Source organism: Enterobacteriaceae bacterium ESL0689 (genome assembly GCA_029433525.1).
Taxonomy (GTDB): domain Bacteria; phylum Pseudomonadota; class Gammaproteobacteria; order Enterobacterales; family Enterobacteriaceae; genus JAQTIF01.
In genome coordinates, this window is record JAQTIF010000001.1 from 2,286,166 (window position 1) to 2,309,382 (window position 23,217).

At 50.8% G+C, this 23,217-nt stretch carries 24 protein-coding genes and 1 pseudogene; 2 read left to right on the forward strand and 23 right to left on the reverse strand.

From position 1 onward, the window contains the following. Window positions 1–5 precede the first annotated feature (5 nt). From PT300_11040 to yceD, 22 genes and pseudogenes are all read right to left on the reverse strand, one after another. Window positions 6–254, reverse strand: coding sequence for a colicin E3-like toxin immunity protein (locus PT300_11040; GenBank protein MDF7681088.1), 249 nt, complete (start codon window positions 252–254; stop codon window positions 6–8). Between the two features lie 8 nt (window positions 255–262). Then, window positions 263–938 (reverse strand): annotated as a pseudogene (locus PT300_11045) (colicin E3/pyocin S6 family cytotoxin). 62 nt (window positions 939–1,000) lie between these two features. Continuing rightward, entirely contained in the window at window positions 1,001–1,255 is a 255-nt protein-coding gene (locus PT300_11050; protein ID MDF7681089.1) for a hypothetical protein, read from the reverse strand. Then, window positions 1,252–2,829, reverse strand: a complete 1,578-nt coding sequence (locus PT300_11055) for a colicin E3/pyocin S6 family cytotoxin (GenBank protein MDF7681090.1) — start codon at window positions 2,827–2,829, stop codon at window positions 1,252–1,254. Before PT300_11055 ends, PT300_11050 begins: the two co-directional genes overlap by 4 nt. Further along, complete coding sequence (locus tag PT300_11060) at window positions 2,829–2,981, reverse strand: hypothetical protein (protein ID MDF7681091.1); 153 nt, start codon at window positions 2,979–2,981, stop codon at window positions 2,829–2,831. Before PT300_11060 ends, PT300_11055 begins: the two co-directional genes overlap by 1 nt. Before the next feature lie 132 nt (window positions 2,982–3,113). Beyond that, window positions 3,114–4,427, reverse strand: coding sequence for an NAD(P)/FAD-dependent oxidoreductase (locus tag PT300_11065; GenBank protein ID MDF7681092.1), 1,314 nt, complete (start codon window positions 4,425–4,427; stop codon window positions 3,114–3,116). A gap of 228 nt (window positions 4,428–4,655) precedes the next feature. Beyond that, window positions 4,656–5,678, reverse strand: coding sequence for a beta-N-acetylhexosaminidase (gene nagZ, locus PT300_11070; GenBank protein ID MDF7681093.1), 1,023 nt, complete (start codon window positions 5,676–5,678; stop codon window positions 4,656–4,658). Between the two features lie 146 nt (window positions 5,679–5,824). Beyond that, a complete protein-coding gene (gene thiK / locus PT300_11075) occupies window positions 5,825–6,631 on the reverse strand; it encodes a thiamine kinase (protein MDF7681094.1) in 807 nt (268 codons plus the stop codon). After that, window positions 6,612–7,229, reverse strand: a complete 618-nt coding sequence (gene lpoB / locus PT300_11080) for a penicillin-binding protein activator LpoB (protein MDF7681095.1) — start codon at window positions 7,227–7,229, stop codon at window positions 6,612–6,614. Before lpoB ends, thiK begins: the two co-directional genes overlap by 20 nt. A 129-nt stretch (window positions 7,230–7,358) precedes the next feature. Further along, window positions 7,359–7,715, reverse strand: a complete 357-nt coding sequence (hinT, locus tag PT300_11085) for a purine nucleoside phosphoramidase (protein MDF7681096.1) — start codon at window positions 7,713–7,715, stop codon at window positions 7,359–7,361. 121 nt (window positions 7,716–7,836) lie between these two features. Continuing rightward, complete coding sequence (locus PT300_11090; protein MDF7681097.1) at window positions 7,837–8,631, reverse strand: metal-dependent hydrolase; 795 nt, start codon at window positions 8,629–8,631, stop codon at window positions 7,837–7,839. 10 nt (window positions 8,632–8,641) lie between these two features. Further along, window positions 8,642–9,646: a DNA polymerase III subunit delta' gene (holB, locus tag PT300_11095; protein MDF7681098.1), complete on the reverse strand. Its 1,005-nt coding sequence runs from the start codon at window positions 9,644–9,646 to the stop codon at window positions 8,642–8,644. Beyond that, window positions 9,643–10,284 (reverse strand): dTMP kinase, encoded by a 642-nt coding sequence (gene tmk / locus PT300_11100; protein ID MDF7681099.1) that lies wholly within the window; start codon window positions 10,282–10,284, stop codon window positions 9,643–9,645. Before tmk ends, holB begins: the two co-directional genes overlap by 4 nt. Further along, window positions 10,274–11,296: a cell division protein YceG gene (gene yceG, locus PT300_11105; protein MDF7681100.1), complete on the reverse strand. Its 1,023-nt coding sequence runs from the start codon at window positions 11,294–11,296 to the stop codon at window positions 10,274–10,276. Before yceG ends, tmk begins: the two co-directional genes overlap by 11 nt. A gap of 235 nt (window positions 11,297–11,531) precedes the next feature. After that, the gene (gene fabF / locus PT300_11110) at window positions 11,532–12,773 is read right to left on the reverse strand and encodes a beta-ketoacyl-ACP synthase II (GenBank protein MDF7681101.1); all 1,242 of its coding nucleotides are present in this window, start codon (window positions 12,771–12,773) and stop codon (window positions 11,532–11,534) included. 83 nt (window positions 12,774–12,856) lie between these two features. Further along, window positions 12,857–13,093, reverse strand: a complete 237-nt coding sequence (gene acpP, locus PT300_11115; protein ID MDF7681102.1) for an acyl carrier protein — start codon at window positions 13,091–13,093, stop codon at window positions 12,857–12,859. A 209-nt stretch (window positions 13,094–13,302) separates the two neighbouring features. Then, window positions 13,303–14,037 (reverse strand): 3-oxoacyl-ACP reductase FabG, encoded by a 735-nt coding sequence (fabG, locus tag PT300_11120; GenBank protein MDF7681103.1) that lies wholly within the window; start codon window positions 14,035–14,037, stop codon window positions 13,303–13,305. 18 nt (window positions 14,038–14,055) lie between these two features. Beyond that, the gene (gene fabD / locus PT300_11125) at window positions 14,056–14,985 is read right to left on the reverse strand and encodes an ACP S-malonyltransferase (protein MDF7681104.1); all 930 of its coding nucleotides are present in this window, start codon (window positions 14,983–14,985) and stop codon (window positions 14,056–14,058) included. 15 nt (window positions 14,986–15,000) lie between these two features. Further along, window positions 15,001–15,957 carry a ketoacyl-ACP synthase III gene (locus PT300_11130; GenBank protein ID MDF7681105.1) on the reverse strand — a complete coding sequence of 319 codons (957 nt, stop codon included), beginning with the start codon at window positions 15,955–15,957 and terminating at the stop codon, window positions 15,001–15,003. An 83-nt stretch (window positions 15,958–16,040) separates the two neighbouring features. Continuing rightward, complete coding sequence (plsX, locus tag PT300_11135) at window positions 16,041–17,180, reverse strand: phosphate acyltransferase PlsX (GenBank protein MDF7681106.1); 1,140 nt, start codon at window positions 17,178–17,180, stop codon at window positions 16,041–16,043. A gap of 12 nt (window positions 17,181–17,192) precedes the next feature. Continuing rightward, the gene (gene rpmF / locus PT300_11140; GenBank protein ID MDF7681107.1) at window positions 17,193–17,366 is read right to left on the reverse strand and encodes a 50S ribosomal protein L32; all 174 of its coding nucleotides are present in this window, start codon (window positions 17,364–17,366) and stop codon (window positions 17,193–17,195) included. A 16-nt stretch (window positions 17,367–17,382) separates the two neighbouring features. Then, a complete protein-coding gene (yceD, locus tag PT300_11145; protein ID MDF7681108.1) occupies window positions 17,383–17,904 on the reverse strand; it encodes a 23S rRNA accumulation protein YceD in 522 nt (173 codons plus the stop codon). Window positions 17,905–18,047: 143 nt separating this feature from the next. Here yceD and PT300_11150 point away from each other — a divergent pair, with 143 nt between their 5' ends. Beyond that, window positions 18,048–18,632 carry a Maf family protein gene (locus tag PT300_11150; protein MDF7681109.1) on the forward strand — a complete coding sequence of 195 codons (585 nt, stop codon included), beginning with the start codon at window positions 18,048–18,050 and terminating at the stop codon, window positions 18,630–18,632. Between the two features lie 30 nt (window positions 18,633–18,662). Here PT300_11150 and rluC read toward each other — a convergent pair whose 3' ends face one another. Beyond that, window positions 18,663–19,616, reverse strand: a complete 954-nt coding sequence (gene rluC / locus PT300_11155; GenBank protein ID MDF7681110.1) for a 23S rRNA pseudouridine(955/2504/2580) synthase RluC — start codon at window positions 19,614–19,616, stop codon at window positions 18,663–18,665. A gap of 601 nt (window positions 19,617–20,217) precedes the next feature. On the opposite strand from rluC, the gene rne reads away from it, so the two are divergent. Next, window positions 20,218–23,139: a ribonuclease E gene (gene rne, locus PT300_11160; GenBank protein MDF7681111.1), complete on the forward strand. Its 2,922-nt coding sequence runs from the start codon at window positions 20,218–20,220 to the stop codon at window positions 23,137–23,139. Window positions 23,140–23,217: the final 78 nt, after the last annotated feature.

Here is a 23,217-nt window from a genome sequence, read left to right on the forward strand (position 1 = left end):
TTGTTTTATTCATTTCGCTTAAATACTAGCTGGTAGTCATATTTATCGAAGTCGATGTGGTGTGAAAATAATGGTTGTAAATCATTTCTCCACGAAATTAATACATCAAATCCACCGTCATATATTCTGCCATCAAAGGGTAAATTAAATTTTTTGATTAGACTCCCATCCTGGCCTAGATCCGCAGAAGTCTCTTTATTGATCAAAATCTCATCTGCTTTATCAAACCATTCTAATGTTAATTTTAGCCCCATCTTTTACCTCATAGGTATCTTTTAATATTTCGACCTTTAACAGGAGATTTTAGCTGCTCACCTGTTTTATAATCAACAGACCCTAAATGCTCACCATCACTCGCCCTGTATTCCTCAAGTTCACCGTGCTGAGAATCCCATTCATAAATCCGCTTACCTTTAGCATCAACCCAGCGTTCTCTGAGTCCGCCGCCACCTTGTTTAGGTGTTCTTTTCTTAGCCTGTCTAAGACCTGAAATACCAATTTCACTCGTTTCCGGTGCTGGATGATAATCATGATCTTTATCAGGAATACCTGAACGACCCTGACTAAGATATATATAAACCGGCGGAATATTCGGCAATGGCAGAATAAGAATATAATCCGCAAAATGCTTCTCTTCCGGGGCCGGAGTGGTCGTTGCCTCAATACGGGTATCTTCCGGCAGCGGATCAACCATAACCGGATTCGGTATCCTTATCGGGTTCTGGTTGCCTGTATTTGAGGGAACATTGACACCTGAACTCTCTGGCGTCCAGATGATCGTGATACGCGGCTCTTCCTCTGTGGTGAAGGTATACACTTTTCGGCCGCTATCCCACGCCATCTTGCGTACACGCACCATATCTGTGCCAGCCATGAGGAACCGGGTTACCGTGGCTGTCGTTTTCCCATGTATAACGCACACGTGTGGGGGCTTCACGCATCTGTTCCAGACGCATCCGGTCGATAAAGTCCTATTCACCGTCATTCAGTCTACCGGGTATTAGACACTACCACCCGAAATCTGTAGAGAATTATCAGAAGAATAGAATTTTTTACATAGTAATTTCTCTAATTTAATCGCCTGGCTTTCATTAATATTATAAACACCAATACCTAATGAAAATTCATTTTTATCCTCCTCGCTCCATCCCATGATTTCAGCCACATCTGACAGATTATTCTTTGGGATTTCAATTTCAAGAAGCAACACCTCATCCACTTTACTATATACATCAATAGTATATATTATTGTCATTTCTCCACCTTTCTTGTTGGATCCGCGGGTTTTGTTTGTTCACCAGTGATATGATTAAATTCACCTAAATGATTACGACCTGAACGATCATAAACTTCTACTGTGCCATGTTGAGAATCCCACTCATAGATGTTTCCTTTTGAATCTTTCCAACGATTACGTAGTTTACCCCCTCCCTTAACAGGTGTTTTAGCTTGCGCTTTTTTTGCATCAGGATATGCAGGTAGTGGAGGATTTTCTTTCGGAGGAGTGTAGTATTTATGATCCGAGTTTATATAAATATAAACCGGCGGAATATTCGGCAATGGCAGAATAAGAATATAATCCGTAAAATGCTTCTCTTCCGGGGCCGGAGTGGTCGTTGCCTCAATACGGGTATCTTCCGGGAGCGGATCAACCATAACCGGATTGGGTATCCTTACCGGGTTCTGGTTGCCTGTATTTAAAGGAACATTGACACCTGAACTGTCTGGCGTCCAGATGATGGTGATACGCGGCTCTTCCTCTGTGGTGAACGTATACGCTTTTCGGCTGCTGTCCCACGCCATTTTACGCACACGCACCATATCCTGACCCGGTGGCGTATGCCAGCCATGAGGAACCGGGTTACCGTGGCTGTCATCTTCCCATGTATAACGCACACGTGTGGGCGCTTCATGCATCTGCTCCAGTCTCAACCGGTCAATAAAGTCCTGTTCGCCGTCATTGAGCCTGCCGGGCATCATCCCCAATACAACGGCTGCGATGGGAGCTCCCGGGCCGCCGGTTGCTATCCTTCCGAGTCCTGCAGCCATCTCACCCGCTTTTACCGCCCACGTTCCTGACGTAATGGCACTTCCACCTATCAGACCAAGCGCGGAGGCACCTTCAAGCGCCATTTGAACATTAGCAGTACTCGTCGCTGCGGCTATTGCCCGCTGATATTCAATTTCTTCATGATGACCGAACCACCATTTATACAGCGCGCTGCGTTTCTTTGGCTCTGGGATCTCTTCAACAGATGTTTTGTTCCTGGCTACCTGCGCGTGCTGAACCACTTCATTATCCGGGGCAGGATCAGCAGGTGGAACCGCCTGATAAAATGCCATTGATGCAAAATTAGTATGGGGTTCCTGCTCTTCACCGGCATCATTACAACCCTCGCCACGAAGGCAGGATTTGGCGAATACCCGATTACGGTCACGTTCTTCAGCCCGTTGTTTAGTTCTTTCTTCTTCTGCGGCCTTACGTTCAGCAATCAGGGTTGCAAGGGCTGCAATAGAAGGATTCGGGCCTCTGCCAACCCATTGTCCTGCTGGTGCGATAATTCGGTTAGTTCCGGAAGGACAGCCACAGTGCACGATTGAACCATCCACCGCCGCTATTTTACCATTATTGGTATCACGGGGTTCACCGGATACGATAACCCCTACCTCACCACATTCAGGACAGGGGGTTGTTTTATCCCCAACACGAACCACCCTCCGTCCATGTTCAGTATCATTGGACATGGAGGCGATACATTCTGCGCCCGTGGTTGTTTTATCACCCTCCAGTGCTGTTCCTCTGCCATAGCAGTTGGATCGATTTCCCATTACGCCACCTCTACAGATAACAGGAAATCCTTCGGCCTCTCTTCTCCTTTGCGACCTGCAATCGTTTCATTATTCATTCCGGCCAGTTGTTCCAGCGAGAACGGGGATTGCTCCATTGATTGCAGCAATTCCGGGGTCAGTTTATGATCCATTTCCATTTCTTTGTCATTTACATGGCTTAATTGACTCAATATTAACCGATTTATAATTTGACTTAAAAGAGATGTTGATCACTTAGTTACAAAAATCTGCCCCGCAACAGGCTACGAGACACCCCCTAAAATTCAGTGCAATTTCAGCCGTGGGCGAATAATACGATTGATACCACCGGCCAGCACCATCAAGGCCGTTTTCCAGTAGCCATGCAGCGCGATTTGATGCATACGGTACAGAGAAATATAGGCCAGACGCGCGATACGCCCTTCAATCATCATCGTTCCGCCAGTCAGGTTACCCATCAGGCTGCCGACCGTTGAGTAGCTGGAAAGGGACACCAGTGAGCCATGATCTTTATAGTGATAAGGTTGTAACGGTTTGCCAGCAAGTTGCGCCAGAATGTTATTCATGACACAGGAGGCCATCTGATGTGCGGCCTGGGCACGTGGTGGGACAAAGCCACCTTCCGGACGCGCGCATGACGCGCAATCACCCATCACATAAATATCAGGATCATCACTCGTTTGCAGTGTTGGCCTGACCACCAGCTGATTAATACGATTGCTTTCCAGCCCGCCGATGCCTTGCATAACGTCTGGCACTTTAATTCCTGCCGCCCAGACCATTAAATCGGCTGGGATAAACTCGCCCTCTTTGGTATACAACCCCTGGCTGTCGGCACGTGTTATCCGTGTGTTTGTCAGCACCTTAACACCCAGTCTGGTCAGCTCATTACTGGCCGCGGCAGAGATACGCGCCGGGAGAGCGGGCAGAATGCGCTCACCCGCTTCGATCAAAGTGACGTTTAACGCGGCGTTAGTGAGTCGCTGGAAACCATAAGCACTCAGCAGTTTTACCGCATTATGCAGTTCTGCGGAGAGCTCTACCCCCGTCGCGCCACCCCCGACGATCGTTATATTCACTTTTCCGAGGCTATCAGTGCTGGCGGAATATTTCAGGAACAGATTCAGCATCTGCTGGTGAAAACGGTGTGCCTGTTGCGGGCTATCAAGAAAGATACCATTTTCCTTCACCCCTGGGGTATTGAAGTCATTGGAGACACTGCCGGTCGCAATGACCAGTATGTCATACGGTAGCTCACGCTGAGCCACCAGCAACGCCCCCTGATCATCACGTAATTCCGATAGCGTGATCGTTTTCGTCTCACGGTTAATCGCGGTCATCGTCCCCGGATGGAAGTGAAAACCATGATTATGGGCATGGGCGAGATAGCTTAGTGCATCGACGCCTTCGTCCAGGGAGCCGGTCGCTACTTCGTGTAATAATGGCTTCCACAGGTGAGTATCATTCCGATCGACCAGCGTGATTTGCGCTTTTTGACGCCGCCCCAGTTTGCGCCCTAATTGAGTGGCCAACTCCAGCCCACTGGCGCCACCGCCAACAATGACAATTTTTTTCAATGGTATAACCCCCTGTCTCATCGGAATAATGGCTCAATAATGGATAAAAAGTTATTTATATTACAATTATTTAATAAAAAATAATCATAAATAACATTATTGCTAAATAAGCATACCATGAACGAGCGCGTGATGATATGAAATTTGATATATATCAAATTTCATTGTCTTATTTTTCAGCGGTATGGGATTTTCAGATCGTTTCAGCCAGCATCATGCGGCTGATGATGCTGGCTATCAGACTTGATATTATGCCGACTTTAGCGCCTGCCAGCGGTCACAGAGCTGCTCCAGCTGGGTACTGACACGCTTCCAGCGCGCGGAATCTCTTAATGCCTGCCGGGTCAATGTGCCTTGATGATACAATTTTATGGCACGCTCGGCCTGAACGGTCGGCAGATTATCGAGAATGCTGACCGCGCCATGACGATTATTGCACGCCAGGATCATGTCACATCCCGCCTCCAGCGCTGTATGCCCACGCTCAATATAGCTCCCCATGATCGCGGCACCTTTCATTGACAGATCGTCGGAAAAGATCACGCCATCAAAGCCCAGTTCATCCCGCAATACTGTTTTTAGCCAGTATGAAGAACCACTCGCCGGACGTGGGTCGATATGACGGTAAATCACATGTGCGGGCATAATCGCATCGAGGCAATTTTCTGCAATCAGGGCACGGAACACCGAAAGATCCTGCGCCCAGATGCTCTTCCGGGGGCGTGTATCACACGGGGTCTCCTGATGGGAGTCAGCAGTCACGGCACCATGTCCGGGGAAGTGTTTGCCCGTTGTTTTCATCCCCGCTTCATGCATACCCTCAATAAAACAGCGTGCCAGAATCAGCGTTTTATCGGCTTGCTGATGATACGCGCGTTCGCCAATCGCGCTGCTCATGTGACCGACATCAAGCACCGGCGCAAAACTGATATCAATGTCCATCACAATCATTTCACTGGCCATCAGCCAGCCTGCCTGGCGGGCTAATGCCGCCCCCTCTTCCATGCCCAGCAGCGCAGCAAACGATTGAGCGGCGGGCAGACGGGTAAATCCCTCGCGAAAACGCTGAACACGTCCCCCTTCCTGATCGACCGCCACCAGCAAATGCTGGCGCGAAGCGGCACGAATTTGTCGCACCAGTTCGCGTAACTGAGCCGGATCGTGATAATTACGGCTAAATAAAATCACGCCACCCACCAGTGGATGGGCTAAAATCTCACGCTCTTCCGCATCTAATTCAAAACTATTAACATCCAGCATCAGCGGACCCATATAAACGCCTCCTGGTGCCCGCTACATCAGAACGCTTGTATGCCCCGGTCAGCGCTCATATCGGTCATGTATGAGCCGCTTTCCTCTGCTGTCGCTATTCAGCGTGAGGTATCCATAACACCTGATGGAACAGACCACTGTTATTGTTATTCTGTCGATAATTGACGCCAGGTTTCATCGGCCAGGGTAATAAACTGCCGATCCCCCGTTTGTTGCCAGCGGTATTCATACCAGCCAGCGCTTAATAAGATGACCCACGGACGCCAGCGTCGCACCTGTTGCCATAACTGTTGTTGATCAATATTTGCCAGCCGGGCATATTCACTCACTAACCGATGCTCTCCCCCTGCCGCTGCCAGCTCCAGGGCAATATCACCATCTCCGGCATACTCCCAGTCAATCAGTCGTAATCCTGCGGCGGTATGGACAATATTACCGCTGTGGACATCCATATGCAGAGGTGCCAGGCGTAAAGGAGAGGGTTCGGCACACTGTAGCAGGCGTTTATGCCAGCGCAACCATAACGGTGTGCGTCGCCGACTATCACACTGCTGCCAGTAGGTGGTCAGCAATGGTGCCAGGGTAATACGCCAGCCCAGCGCTGGCTGTTGGTGCAGATGATATAATAATCCGGCCAGTTGTCGACTGTCCGGCAGGGTGTTTTTCACTTCACCGGCATAATAGGTCACCACCATACAACGTGGTGAATAAAAACAGACAGCGGGAACGAGGGTCGCCGGTAAGCGGCACAATGTCCGGTAGTGACGGCGAAATGCGCGCACGGCGGAATGAGACGATGCTGACCAGCGTACTACCCGTCGCCGTATACCATCACTGATAATGCAACTACGCCCACTCAACCCATGATGGTATGGTGTCATCACGGGTGACCAGGACGGAAAAAAACGCGATAAAACTTCGTCGCATGTCAGCTTATTGTTGCTGAATAACACCTTTACCCGACCAGATAATTTCGCCGGTTTGTACCAGCATCAGTTGCATTTTAAGTTCAGGGAGACTGGCACTGCCTGTCACACTGGAATACAGCACGTATTGCGCCCCGACGCTACGGGCAATCCCTATCGCTTTGCTACGCCCCCCCAGGCTGTCCTGTGGCGATAGCCCCAGTTGCTGTCTGGCAGCAGTTAATTGTTGCGGCGATACCAGCGTCAGCTTACCGTTATTGTCTGCGGCATTGCGTAATACGCTGGTGGCCTGGTCAATATCCAGCGCGCCATTGGTGCGGTTATTCATGTTATCAACCAGCAACACACTTCCGGGGTTAACCCCCTTTGCCTGCAGCATCTGATCAATCATCGGCTGTATCGTCGCCTCCCATTGATAATGGCGCACAGGCGGCGTAACCGGCACCGCCTCTGGTTGCCCAGGTATCCGCGGAATGGCAGGCACGGTGGTTACTGGCGGGGGCTCTGGTGCGACGGTTGCTGGATTGACTTTCTCAATCGGTGCCTGACGCGCGTAGTGATCACCGCATCCGACAAGCCATAGTGTCAGGGAGGCTATCAATACATAGCGACCTGTTTTTAACATCATTATTCCCTCTTACAGATAAAGATACAGACGGGGCTGAAGCGTGAGCTGTCTGCGCTTTATCAGGTGCCACCCCCCTGCGGGCAACCCTTCATCCCGCGAGGCGGCGAAATGCACCGTCCGCATCCCTTAACGCTGAGTCGCCAGCATCGGCCCTAACACGCATCCCCCTAACAGATGCATATGAATATGATAGACCTCCTGACCGCCATGACGATTACAGTTGATAATCAGGCGATAACCATCATCCGCAATGCCTTCATCACGGGCAATTTTTGCCGCCACGGTGATCATCCGTCCCAGTACCTGTTCATCTTCGACAGTGACATCATTGATCGTCGGGATCAGGGTATTCGGCACAATCAGAATATGAGTCGGTGCCTGGGGAGCGATATCACGAAAAGCGGTCACCTGCTGATCCTGATAAACAATCTCAGACGGGATCTCGCGACGAATAATTTTGCTGAAAATGGTCTCTTCTGCCATCAGTGACTCCTTATTTATTTTATGCTGTGTCCTGGTGACCCTGTCACAATCAGGGCAAGTATATTCATTTCCTGTAACAGTATGAGCGAGTGACGCTATCTCTTTCAAGCTCAATACCGCGTTATGTTCGATCCTGGATCAGTGTCTCAATATGAAATAAACGGGCAAAATTAGCGGTAGTCTGTTGTGCCAGTTGTTCTGTTGATACCCCTTTCAGTACCGCCATATACTCGGCAACATCGCGTACCATGGCGGGCTGATTCTCTTTTCCCCGGTGCGGGACAGGCGCCAGATAGGGTGAATCGGTTTCGATTAACAGGCGATCAAGAGGAACATAACGTGCGGCATCACGTAATTGCTCTGCATTACGGAAGGTCACAATTCCGGAAAATGAAATATAGAATCCCATATCCAGCAATTTTCCGGCCGCCTGTTTATCTTCAGTAAAACAGTGAAGCACCCCGCCGCAATCCATGACCTTTTCTTCCTCCAGGATAGCCAGCGTATCGGCACAGGCATCACGGGTATGGACAATCGCCGGCTTGTTTAATGCGCGACCAACGCGGATATGATCACGAAAAACATCCTGCTGACGTTGCCGGGTTTCTGGCATGTAATGGTAATCCAGTCCGGTTTCACCCAATGCCACGACGCCCTCTTCTGCCGCCAGGGTATGCAATCTGGCGGGATCGTACTCTTCATCAAGATTAAGCGGGTGAGCGCCACAGGAGAAGACGACATTGTCACGCTGACCAATCAGCTGACGCATCTGCCGGTATCCCGGCAATGTGGTAGCCACCGCAAGCAAAAACCTGACATCACGTGCTGCCGCTTTCGCCAGCACATCATCGACATCTTTATGCAGCGTTTGATAATCGAGACTATCCAGATGGCAATGAGAATCAACCAAAAACATAATATTTCGCTCAGAGATGGGGGGCGGGCAGTACCACCCCCGGTTGTAGATAATGTTCCCAGCGCAAAAGACGCTCGGTTAACAACAATTCCCGATTGATACCGGCAATCGTTAGCAGTTGATGACGGCAACGAAAGATATCACTGCTGATGGCCTGTAAACAGGCGATCGACAGCGTTTGCGCCAGCTTATCGATCAGCATGCTGGCATCAGGGTTGGTCAGGCGAGTGACCCGCTGTTGCCGCTTTTGTGCATCGAAAAACAGTGATGCCAGCCAGTAGAGGCGATAAGCGACCTGCTCATGATTCAGGATCGGCAATAATGCCAGCCAGTCACCGTCAAAGAGAACGCTTTCCAGGGTCTGAATTAATTGTTGCCGGGGCGCCCAATGGGTTTCCTCAAGTAACATCTGAGCCGCGGCGGGGGCGCCAGCACTCAGGCGCAACGCGGTCAGCAGCACATCCTGCGACAGGGGGAGATCACGTGCCAGCCATGCCAGCGCCCAGGACTCTGACGGTGGAACAAGATGATAGTGCCGACAACGGCTGCGCAATGTCGCCAGTAAATGCGCTGGCTGCTGGCAGATAAAGAAAAACCAGCTATTTTCGGGTGGCTCTTCGACAATTTTCAATAATGCGTTGGCTGCCGCATCGGTGAGTAATTGCGCATCACTCACCGCCACCACTTTTGCGCCGCCCAGATGCGAATGCTCATACAGTTTCTCATTCACATCGCGCACCGCATCAATGCCCAGAGCCGTTTTGTTTTTTTCCGCTATCAGCGTGTAATAATCGGGGTGAGTTCCAGCCTGCATTAACTGACAACTGTGACAATGACCACAACTTTTATATTGCTGTGGATGCTGACATAACAGATAGCGGCACAAGGCGTAGATCAGTGCTTCGCCCCCCATTCCGGGTAACGCCTGAAGCAGCAACGCCGGATGACGGTGACCCGCCTGATAGCTGTCGATCCATTGCTCAAAAGCGGGGCGCAGCCATGGATACCACTTCATGGCTGCTGTTCCCTGAGCCAGCGGGTGATAGAGCTGTGTATGTCGCGGGTGACGGCTGCCAGAGGTTGGGTTGCATTAATGGTATAAATCGTCGGGTCCTGGGCTGCCAGCTGAAGATAGCGCGCACGGGTGCGCTCGAAAAAAGCCAGCGACTCCTGCTCAATACGATCAAGTTCTCCACGCGCCCGTGCCCGCTTTAAGCCGACTTCAGGTTCAACATCCAGATATAAGGTCAGATTCGGGCGAAAATCACCCAGCACAGCATCACGCACGGTCGTCAGCATGGTCTGGTCAATACCACGTCCTCCACCCTGATAAGCCTGGGTGGATAAATCATGCCGATCACCAATCACCCATTGTCCGCGCGCCAGTGCGGGTTTGATCACTTTCTCCACCAGCTGAACCCGGGCAGCGTAAAACATCAGCACTTCTGCCTGGCTGTCAATCAGCTCATCCTCTGTCGACTGCAGATCGAGGATCAGATTACGCAGTTTCTCCGCCAGAACAGTTCCTCCTGGCTCGCGCGTGAACAGGGGATCGCGAATACCATGCTGTGCCAGGGCATCGACTACCGTGTTACGTGCGGTGGTTTTTCCGGCTCCTTCCAGACCTTCGATGACGATATAATTACTGCGCATTTTTTTCCTTAAGCCCTTTCAGGTAAACCTGAACAGAACGATTATGGCTGGTCAGATTGGTATTAAAAGTATGGCCACCTTTACCATTCGCGACGAAGTAGAGATAGGATGACTGTTCCGGATGCGCTGCCGCCTGCAATGATGCCTTCCCCGGCACAGCGATAGGCCCCGGAGGCAACCCACTAAACAGATAGGTATTGTAGCGGGTGGGCGTCGTAAGATCCTGTCGTGTCAGCTTTCCATTATAGCGCTCTCCCATACCGTAAATCACGGTCGGGTCGGTTTGTAAACGCATGCCGGTTCGCAAGCGATTAATAAATACCGACGCGATGCGGCTGCGTTCTTCGGCAACTGCGGTCTCTTTTTCAATAATTGACGCCATCGTCAGAAGCTCATTTTGATTCTGATAAGGCAAATTATCCATGCGTTCCTGCCATATTTTATCCACCTGATCGACCATCTTTTGATGGGCGCGTTTGAGGATCATGACATCACTGGCATTCGCGGTGTACATCCAGGTATCCGGCCAGAACCAGCCTTCCACCCAATCTTTATGCTCAAGATGGAGGGCGTTAGCCAGCGTTTCATAATCATCGTCAGTCAGTGTATGTTTGACATAGGGTGCGGTTCGCAGCTGACGCAAATAATCACTGACCCTCATCCCTTCAATGAAACGCAGTGAAAATTGCGCTTCCTTGCCACTGACAAAGAGTTGCAGCAGGTCGCGCACCGTCATTTGCGGTGTCAGGCGATAGGTTCCGGCTTTAAAATGGGATAATTCAGGCTCCAGATATAGCAGCCATTGAAAAACACGCGGCTGGTCAATCACCTTATCCGCATAAAGTTGCGTACTTAACGCCTGACGGCTGGTGCCTGATGCAAGGATGAAAATCATCTCTTGTTTCAGCAAAAGGTGACTATCTGCAAACTGACGAATTTTCCATATGACTGCACTCATGCCGACACATAACAGGAGCAAGAGTGGCAGGATGAAACGTAATTTTTTTTTCATAAACTCAGTCAACAGCTTACGCAGTGGTGTTAGCAAATGATAAGCGTACAGAAACGGTCATGTGCCAGCCACCGCCGCGCACCGTAACCCGTTATTCTCGAAACAGCGTCCGATCCAGAGCTCACCAGTGTCTCAGTGTAAGTGACACAGGGCAAGCAGAAAAACGGAATGAAAAAAGGTCTGCATTCCATCAATGCAGACCTGAGTCCGGGTGAGGTGCTGAATAGCGCCCGGCTTAAATTTTCTTAAAGATCAGCGAGCCATTGGTTCCACCAAAACCAAAGGAGTTACACAGGGTGTATGTCATTCCGCTGACCTGACGCGCTTCTCGTGGCACAAAGTCCAGATCACAGCCGATATCCGGATTATCAAGATTGATCGTCGGTGGAACCGCCTGATCACGTAATGCCAGAATTGAGAAGATAGACTCTACTGCGCCTGCTGCACCTAATAAGTGACCGGTCATCGATTTGGTGGAGCTGACCAGCACTCGACTGGCCGCATCGGTAAAGACCGACTTAACCGCTTGCGCTTCTGCTTTATCTCCCGCCGGAGTCGAGGTGCCGTGGGCATTAATATAGCTAATCTGCTCCGGCTTAATAGCCGCATCACGCAGGGCGTTAACCATTGCCAGCGCAGCACCGGCACCATCTTCAGGGGGCGAGGTCATATGATAAGCATCGCTGCTCATGCCAAAACCAACCACTTCAGCATAGATCTTCGCACCGCGCGCTCTGGCATGTTCATACTCTTCCAGTACCAGGATCCCCGCGCCATCACCTAACACAAAGCCGTCACGATCTTTATCCCACGGACGACTGGCCGCCTGGGGATTATCGTTACGGGTAGATAATGCTCGCGCTGCGCCGAAGCCACCGACACCTAATGGGGTACTGGCTTTTTCAGCCCCACCTGCGAGCATGGCATCGGCATCACCATAAGCGATGATCCGTGCTGCATGACCGATATTATGTACACCTGATGTACAGGCGGTGGCGATGGAGATACTCGGCCCACGCAAACCGTACATAATAGACAGATGACCTGCTACCATATTGACAATCGTTGATGGCACGAAGAACGGACTGATTTTCCGTGGCCCCCCTTTCACCAGCGCGCCATGGTTCTCTTCGATCAGGCCAAGTCCGCCGATCCCCGAACCAATCGCTGCACCAATACGGGGAGCGTTTTCTTCGTTAATTTCCAGCCCGGAATCCTGCATCGCCTGAACACCAGCAGCAATTCCATATTGAATAAAAGCATCCATCTTGCGCTGCTCTTTACGCGCAATAATGTCATCACAATTAAAGTCTTTTACCATGCCTGCAAAACGGGTTGCGTAAGCACTGGTATCAAAATGGTCGATCAGGCTGATGCCACTCTGACCGGCAAGGAGAGCTTTCCAGGTAGACTCTACGGTATTGCCGACAGGAGACAACATGCCCAGTCCGGTCACAACTACACGACGTTTAGACACGGTTGTCCTCCAGGGAGGGATATAAATTCTTGTAGGAAAAAGATAAAACTCAGGCGGTCGAGTGACCGCCTGGAGATGCTCACTTACGCCTGGTGGCCGTTGATGTAATCAATGGCAGCCTGTACGGTGGTGATTTTCTCAGCTTCTTCGTCCGGAATCTCAGTATCAAACTCTTCTTCCAGAGCCATTACCAGCTCAACGGTGTCAAGAGAATCAGCACCCAGATCTTCAACGAAAGAAGCGTTGTTAGTCACCTCTTCCTGTTTAACGCCTAGCTGTTCACCGATAATTTTCTTAACGCGTTCTTCGATAGTGCTCATACTATTAAATTTCCTATCAAAACTCGCTTTCGCGATGGTTTTCGTAGTGTATAAAATGTTGAAAAATTTGCAACTAAATCCCGGCAGATTTTGCCATGATTTTATGCTATTTTGCGGCTAATTATCCATAAAATGCAAATCTTTTTGCATAAAATACCCATAATAGCGCATAGCTCACACAATACAGGAATATTTTACGCAAATTCCGCTCAGGCCATATACATCCCGCCGTTGACATGCAGGGTTTCACCAGAAATGTAACCCGCTTCGTCAGAAGCCAGGAACGCTACGGCACTGGCGATTTCATTAGCCTCACCGAGGCGACCTGCCGGAACTTGTGTCAGAATAGCGGCACGCTGCTCATCCGACAGCGCATGGGTCATGTCGGTGGCAATAAAACCCGGAGCCACAACGTTGACCGTCACGCCACGGGAGGCGACTTCGCGTGCCAGCGACTTACTAAAACCGATCAGCCCTGCTTTCGCCGCAGCGTAATTAGTCTGACCGGCATTGCCCATAACGCCCACCACAGAGCCGATAGTAATAATGCGACCATAACGTTTTTTCATCATCGAACGCATGACGGCTTTTGACAAACGGAAAACAGATGACAAGTTGGTTTCAATAATATCGTTCCACTCATCATCTTTCATGCGCATTAATAAATTATCGCGCGTAATACCGGCATTATTAACCAGAATATCCACTTCGCCAAATTCTGTTCGAATATTTTCCAGTACCGACTCAATGGATGCCGGATCGGTCACATTCAATACCATGCCCTTTCCCCGGGCAGCGAGATAATCACTGATCGCTTGCGCACCTTTTTCACTGGTTGCCGTACCGATAACTGTCGCACCACGAGCCAGCAGTGTTTCAGCAATCGCCCGACCAATACCACGACTTGCACCGGTAACCAGCGCAATTTTCCCTTCAAAATTCATGATGTTCCTCGCTAATTATTATTGTGCCAGCGCCGCTGACATCGTCGCAGGTTCATTAAGCGCAGAGGCGGTCAGAGTATTGGCAATCCGTTTTGTCAATCCAGTAAGCACTTTACCTGGCCCGATTTCATACAGCGATGTTATTCCCTGTGAAGCCATAAACTCAACCGTTTTCGTCCATTGCACCGGGCTATACAGCTGCCGGATTAAGGCATCACGTATCGCCTCTGGTGTGCTTTCGCACCGCACATCAACATTATTGACCACCGGAATAAGCGGCGCACTGAAAGTGATTTTTTGTAGTTCAATCGCCAGTCTTTCCGCCGCAGGCTTCATCAGGTCACAGTGAGATGGCACACTCACTGGCAGCGGCATGACACGTTTCGCCCCCGCAGCCTTACAGGCCACGCCAGCGCGCTCAACCGCTTCTTTATGACCGGCAATAACCACCTGACCGGGTGAGTTAAAATTCACCGGAGAAACCACCTGACCTTCGGCAACCTGGTGACAAACCTGTACAATCGATGCATCATCAAGACCGATAATCGCTGACATTGCCCCAGTTCCTTCCGGCACCGCTTGCTGCATAAACTGACCACGCATTTCGACCAGTCGCACGGCATCAGTAAAATCAAGCACTCCCGCACAGGCCAGCGCAGAATATTCCCCCAGGCTGTGACCGGCCAGTAATTGTGGTGTTCTGCCCTGCTGTTGCTGCCAGACACGGTATAACGCCACAGACGCGGTCAGCAATGCGGGCTGTGTCTGCCAGGTTTTATTCAGCTCCTCCGCTGGCCCTTGCTGGACAAGCGCCCACAGATCATAACTCAACGCTGCAGAGGCTTCACGGAAAGTTTCTTCAATCACAGGCCAGGTCGCCGCCATATCAGCCAGCATACCTACCGTCTGAGAACCCTGCCCCGGAAACACAAAAGCAAATTGCGTCATGCTTAAATCCTTATACTAAAAACGAATTAGTGCGGAGCCCCAGGTAAAACCGCCACCAAAAGCTTCCAGCAAGATAAGTTGACCACGCTGAATGCGACCATCGCGTACCGCTTCATCCAGCGCACAAGGAACGGAGGCGGCCGAGGTATTTCCGTGGCGGTCAAGGGTCACCACGACACTGTCCATCGACATCCCCAGCTTTTTCGCAGTCGCATTGATGATCCGCAGATTGGCCTGGTGTGGTACCAGCCAGTCAATGGCAGAGCGTTCCAGATGATTAGCGGCCAGCGTCTCATCAACAATGTGCGCCAGTTCCGTCACGGCAACTTTAAAGACTTCATTGCCCGACATGGTTAAGTAGATGGGATTTTCGGGGTTCAGCCGATCGACATGAGGCAGGGTTAACAGATCACCATAACGGCCATCGGCATGCAGATGAGTGGAAATAATGCCCGGTGTCTCAGATGCGCTTAATACCACGGCACCGGCACCATCACCAAAGAGAATGATCGTGCCACGATCAGTGGGATCGCAGGTACGAGCCAGCACATCCGAGCCAATCACCAGCGCATTTTCCACGATGCCATTTTTTACATATTGATCGGCGATACTCAGCGCATAGGTGAATCCGGCACATGCTGCTGCCACATCAAACGCCGGACAACCATTATGGATACCGAGCATAGCCTGAATCTGACAGGCTGAGCCAGGAAACGCATGGGTGCCCGAGGTGGTCGCCACAATCACCAGGCCAATCTGTTCTGGCTTAATACCTGCCATATCCAGCGCATTTCTGGCAGCTTCAAACCCTAGCGTCGCAACGGTTTCATCGACTGCAGCGATACGGCGTTCACGGATCCCTGTACGAGTGACAATCCACTCGTCAGAGGTATCTATCATTTTTTCCAGATCGGCGTTAGTACGTACTTCTTCGGGCAGATAACTGCCTGTGCCAATAATCTTCGTATACATGTACGCTCAGTCACTCTTGGGTAATATACCCGGCTTTCATTCATACTACCTGGGCAATCATCTGTTTTATTCATCCCGGTTGTTTAGCGGAATTTTTTGCGATGATTATCGTCAGGCAACGGGAAACCCGCCGGATATAAAGATTCCAAACGAGCAGCGATCCGCTGAGGGATCTGACGCTGCGCAGCCTGCACTGCCTGTTCTATCGCCACACTAAAGGCTCGCTGATTCGCCGCACCGTGACTTTTAATCACAGAACCACGCAATCCTAACAGACAAGCGCCATTATACTGGTCGGGGTTGAGGTGACTGAATCGACGCATCAGACCTTTTTGCAGTCCATGCTGCAATAACAATAACCACCGCGACCATTTTTTACCTTCGCGCTTCAATTTCAGTTGCGAAAGGAACATTTTGACAACGCCTTCCATCGTTTTTAATGTGACATTGCCTGTAAAACCATCACAAACCAGTACATCCGCTTTACCGGTCAGTAACTCATCGGCTTCCAGATAACCGATATAGTTAAAGGAAGGTAACGCTTCTAAAACCGCTGCAGCATCGCGGATACATCCCGGCCCTTTTATTTCTTCTTTGCCAATATTTAACAGGGCAACGCGAGGATCCTTAATGCCGACAATTTCTTCTGCCAGTACCGATCCCATAATCGCAAACTGCACCAGCATGGTGCTATCGCAATCTACGTTAGCCCCTAAATCAAGCACCACCGTCTTTCCCTGTCGCTGATGTGGTAGTAGCGTCACCAGCGCCGGACGTTCTATTCCTGCAATCGGCTTGAGTAATAACTTTGCCAGTCCCATCAGCGCGCCAGTATTACCGGCACTGACACAGGCCTGCGCTCGCCCTTCTTTGACCAACTCCAGCGCCACACGCATCGAACTGCCACGACTGCAACGGATAGCTTTTGCAGGTGGCATATCACTGGTGATCACCGACTGTGCCGGAATAACCTGTAAACGCGCACGCTGCTGCCGATCCGCTCTGACAAGTAACGGCATAATCACGTCGGGACAACCGACCAAAAGAAGTGTGAGTTGCGAGCTTGCGTTCAGTGCCTGCAATGCTGCAGGCACTATCACAGATGGGCCAAAATCTCCCCCCATGACATCTAACGCCAGCGTCAGACCTGTTACAGTATCATCACTGGCCGCTTCGATGACTTCTCCCGCTAAGTCGGGAAAATGCTCACTAAGCGCCATCACGCTAATGCGTGATTATTTCGCAATAACTTTACGACCACGGTAGTAACCATCAGCAGTAATGTGATGGCGCAGATGTTTTTCACCTGATGTTTTATCTACCGATAAGCCAGTGATTGCGGTCAGCGCATCATGAGAACGACGCATACCACGTTTAGAACGAGTGGGTTTATTCTGTTGTACGGCCATGGATCTTACTCCTCAATTACTTATGCTTTAAGCTAGCTAATACGGCAAAGGGATTCGGTTTTTGCGCCTCTTCAGGCAATTCACCAAAAACTCTCTCCGCGTCGGACACTTCACAGTGTTCAGAATCATGCACCGGAACAATCGGCAAAGAGAGGATAATTTCATCCTCGATCATCGCCAGTAAGTCGATTTCACCGAATTCATTCACTTCAATCGGCTCATAACTTTCCGGTAACGCTTCAGTCTGTTCACCACGGGTGACGGGACTAAAACAATATTTTGTGTGCACACGATGAGAAAACGGTTTCCCGCAGCGCTGACACTCCAGAGTTACTGATACTTGCGCATCGCCATAAATAACGACAAGACGCTGGTTATCAATAGTGAATGACAGACTGCATTCCACATCGCTGTCCACACTGACTACAGAACTGGCGATACGCTCAACTTGATTACGAGAATAAATACCTGCGTAATCAAGACGCTTTTGAGCCGCATGCACCGGATCAAGAGTCAGGGGTAATTTTACTTTTTGCATAGGGCGCGCATATTAACTGTGTAATCTCATTGAGTCAAAGAAAAAGGCAGCCTCAGCTGACCTTTCACCATTATATTCGCACACATTGCGGCGCATAGTTTAAAATGATGCGCTACGAAGTGCTATATGTAAGATAAAAAAATATGTCTGAACTTATTCTGGCCTCCACGTCACCGGCGCGGCGAATGCTTTTGCAAAAACTGGCGCTCCCCTTTACCTGTGCCGCACCTGAAATTGATGAAACACCCCTGACCGGTGAATCGGCCACTGATCTGGTGCTGCGTCTGGCACAGATGAAAGCGCAATCTCTCGCACCCTATTACCCACAGCATTTGATTATTGGCAGTGATCAGGTCTGCATGCTGGACGGAAAAATAACCGGAAAACCACATAATGCAGCGAATGCGCGACAACAGCTGGCGCAGGCCAGTGGACAGGTGGTCACGTTCTACACCGGTCTGGCACTGTATCATTCCGCCAGTGGCCGATTACAGACCCACTGTGAACTGTTTCATGTCCATTTCCTGAGGCTCAGTTCACAACAAATAGACAACTACATTGATAAAGAACAACCGCTGAATTGTGCAGGTAGCTTTAAAAGTGAGGGGTTGGGGATTAGCTTATTCGATCAGCTGGAGGGGCGCGATCCCAACACGCTGGTCGGTTTGCCATTGATCGCGTTGTGTCAGATGCTGCGCCGTGAAAATTGTGACCCGTTGCTAAGGTAAACGGGTGATTCATGACATCACCCGTTTATTTTATGATTGATGACGTAATAATTGCAGGCAGGATTTCATCACATCATCCAGTGGCGCTTCGATACGCATCACCTCACCGGAAGCGGGATGCGTAAACTGCAACGCTAACGCATGCAGGAACAGACGGTTCAGGCTCGTGCCTGCAAGCTGCTTATCAAAGTCACGATCCCCATAGCGATCATCAAATGCAATCGGGTGCCCCACGTATTGTGTATGCACCCGAATCTGATGCGTGCGTCCGGTGACCGGACTACAGCGCACCAGCGTCGCCTGGGGATAACGCACCTCGACTTTAAAGCGCGTCTCTGCAGCCTTTCCTTGCTGACTGACACAAACGATACGCTCTCCGCTTTGCAGAATATTCTTCAGTAACGGAGCGCTGACCACTTTGATATGTGAAGGCCATTCACCACGCACCAGTGCCAGATAATCTTTTTGCATGCCTTTGTCGCGCAGTTGCTCATGCAGTGCGCGCAAGGCAGAACGCTTTTTCGCCACCAGCAGCACGCCGGATGTATCGCGATCTAAACGATGTACCAGCTCAAGAAAGCGCGCTTCGGGGCGCAAGGCCCGCAGCCCTTCAATGACGCCAAAACTCAAACCACTGCCACCATGCACCGCAGTACCCGAGGGTTTATTCAGGACCAGGATATGATCATCTTCATAGAGAATGGCCGCTGCCAGCGCCGCCACTTTTTGCAGATGCACCGAGATCGCTGGTGCATCACGTTCCGCCGTGCGTACCGGCGGGATACGGATTTCATCCCCCTCGATCAGTTTATATTCCGGTTTAATCCGCTTTTTATTTACCCGCACTTCACCTTTACGCAAAATGCGATAAATCACGCTCTTCGGCACTCCCTTCAGTCGGGAGCGTAAAAAGTTATCAATACGTTGCCCCGCCTGTTCGGCGGTGATAACAACCTTTTGTACGCTTATAGTCTCAGTTTTCATAACTGGCGATTCTAATTAGCCTGACGTATTAGCGCTACTCATTTTTATCGGCTTATACTTATCATTGACTGTTTTTTATCACTGGCGTTATCGCCAGCCTGAGTGCGCTGAGAGCCGCCATTTTTTATCGACAATCACAGACGATAAAAAATGAAAGTCAACTTGCTATAACAAGGTTAGCAATGGAATAATAGATCGTTTTCCGCGTTGACTCTTGCCAGAGCAAGAAAGCAGCGAATTAAACAGTTTTGTCTGATGAATCATCTACGCAGCAATGGCGTAAGACGTATTGACTTTTCAGACAATTAACAGACTGCAAGTGGCAGTCCTTATCGGTACAGGTCTCGATGAATTTCATACCTCAGTGAAAGACAATTGAGATAAAAGAAGTCTGCACTGGCGTTATATCCAGAAGGATTTCCCTGCTAACTGCGCTGTGTTTCCATTTGAAAGACAGGCAACCGACACACTGCGCCTCTTAAACGCACGACAACCGCGAGGTTGGCGGCGTGAAACAGACACGAGGCCATCGGTCTTCCCCGGTAAGGAATTACTCTGTCCGCAGTTGCATCGTCAATGTAAGAATAATGAGTAAATTACAATGAAAAGAATGTTAATTAACGCAACTCAGCAAGAGGAGTTGCGTGTTGCTCTTGTCGATGGGCAACGGCTGTACGACCTGGATATCGAAAGCCCAGGACATGAACAGAAAAAAGCGAATATCTACAAAGGCAAAATTACCCGCATTGAGCCCAGTCTTGAAGCCGCGTTTGTTGACTATGGCGCTGAACGTCATGGTTTTCTCCCCCTGAAAGAAATTGCCCGCGAATACTTTCCCACCAGCTATCACGGACACGGTCGGCCAAATATCAAGGATGTTCTGCGTGAAGGCCAGGAAGTTATTGTACAAATTGATAAAGAAGAGCGTGGCAACAAAGGGGCCGCGCTCACCACGTTCATCAGCCTGGCGGGAAGCTATCTGGTACTGATGCCCAATAATCCGCGTGCCGGGGGCATTTCCCGGCGCATCGAGGGCGATGATCGTATCGAACTGAAGAAAGCCTTAGCCAGTCTGGATTTACCGGAAGGTATGGGGCTTATCGTGCGTACTGCCGGGGTCGGAAAATCGGCTGAGGCATTACAGTGGGATTTGAGCTTCCGCCTGAGACACTGGGAGGCGATACAGAAAGCCGCCGAAAATCGTCCCGCACCTTTTCTGATCCATCAGGAAAGTAACGTGATTGTTCGTGCTTTCCGTGATTATCTGCGCCAGGACATTGGTGAAATTCTCATCGATAATCCCCGGATACTGGAGCTGGCTCGCCAGCATATCTCAGCGCTGGGGCGACCTGATTTTAATAGTAAAATCAAGCTGTATACCGGTGAGATCCCGCTCTTTAGCCACTATCAGATCGAGTCACAAATCGAGTCTGCTTTTCAGCGTGAGGTGCGCTTGCCTTCCGGTGGCTCCATCGTTATCGACAGCACCGAAGCATTAACCGCGATTGATATCAACTCGGCGCGTTCTACGCGCGGTGGCGATATTGAAGAAACCGCGCTTAACACCAATCTGGAAGCGGCCGATGAAATCGCCCGTCAGTTACGTCTGCGCGACCTCGGCGGTCTTATCGTAATCGATTTTATCGATATGACCCCGGTTCGTCATCAGCGTGCGGTTGAAAACCAGCTGCGTGAAGCGGTTCGTCAGGATCGGGCACGTATTCAGATTAGCCATATCTCTCGTTTTGGGCTGCTGGAGATGTCACGTCAGCGACTGAGTCCGTCGCTGGGCGAATCGAGCCATCACGTCTGCCCACGCTGTAGCGGGACAGGTCATGTGCGTGATAACGAATCCCTGTCACTCTCCATCCTGCGGCTCATCGAAGAAGAAGCGCTGAAAGAAAACAGCCAGGAAATTCACGCGATTGTACCTGTGCCTATCGCCTCTTATCTGCTGAACGAAAAACGTGCCGCAGTCAGCGCGATTGAAAGTCGTCAGGGGGATGTCCGGGTTATCATCGTGCCAAGCAATGAGATGGAAACCCCACACTACTCGGTGCTGCGGGTACGTAAAGGGGAAGCGACGCCAACCCTGAGCTATCTGTTGCCGAAACTGCATGAGGAGATGACATTATCAGCCGATGAAGAGCCAGCAGAGCGGAAACGTCAGGAACAACCCGCGCTCTCTGCCTTTGCCATGTCAGACGCGCCGACAGTCACAGAGCAGAAAGCGCTTTCGACAGTGGCAACCGCACCAGAAAGCAGCGATACCCCGGCGGGATCATCAGGGTTATTCACCCGCTTCTTTGGCACGCTGAAAAATATCTTCTCTGCTGGCGAAACGAGTGCTCAACCGGCTGCTGGACAGAGCGAAGCGCCAAAAGCTGAAGAGAAACAGGAACAGCGTAAATCGCGTAATAACAATCGTCGGGAACGCAATGTGCGCCGCGATAACCGTGCGGAGAGTGGCGAAAATCGGGAGACACGCGAAGACAATCGCCGTAACCGTCGCGAAAAACAGCCACAAAATGCGGAACTGCGTGGTTCCCGTAGCGCCACCCCTGATGAGACAGAGAAAAACAGAAACCGTGAGGATCAGTCAGCGCGTCGTGAGCGTCAACGTCGCCGCCATGATGATAAACGTCAGGCACAACAAGAGCCACAGACGTCATCCGGCGAAGAACTGAATACGCTAGCGGAAGAGCGCACGGTGGTGATGCCGCGTCGTCAGCGACGGCAGTTAAGCCAAAAAGTGCGCCTCAATGCCGACACGGTAGTCACTGAAGCCGTACTCCCAACCCACCAGGAGACCGCGGTGGTGGCTCTGCCAGTGGTTGCCGATCCACATACTAAGATTGAGGCAGAGAAAGCAGCGCCAGCGGTTGATAATGGCAATAACCGCAATAGCAATTATAACGATGCCCGGGAATCTAATGGCATGCCACGTCGCTCCCGCCGTTCACCGCGTCATCTGCGGGTGAGTGGCCAGCGTCGTCGTCGTTATCGTGATGAACGCTGTTTGCCACAATCACCGATGCCACTGACTGTCGCTTGCGCCTCACCGGAAATGGCATCCGGTAAAGTCTGGGTCCATTATCCTGTTGTGCAGTCACAGGAAGCTGTCGCGGTCGCTGAAGTTGACCAGCCCACTACGGCCGTTGCTGCGGCTGAATCGATCGCTAATAGCCCGGTTGCGCCGGTGGTGGCCGACAGTGGAGCCGTCCGCGAAGCGACGCGATCACTGAGCACACAAGCTGAACCGGAAATAACATCTGCCGCTGCGAAGGAAACAGTGACGGTAGCGATACCTTCTGCTGCCGAAACCCCTGTCACGACGCAATGCCATGTCAGCGCGTCGGTCACTCGCGCCCCCGCGCCAGACTATCTGCCTGAAGTCGTGCCGGTGAGTGACTGGGTTCGTCCACCTTTCGTGTTTAACGGTAAAGGGGCAGCCGGTGCTCATAGCGCCAGCCACCATGCCGCAGCCGATGCCACTCGCCCACAGCCAGTGGAAGCGTCGTAAAATGGCGCGTTGATGTCAGTCAATCGTCAATAGCCAGACATAATAAAAGGGTTCATGCATCCGCATGAACCCTTTTTA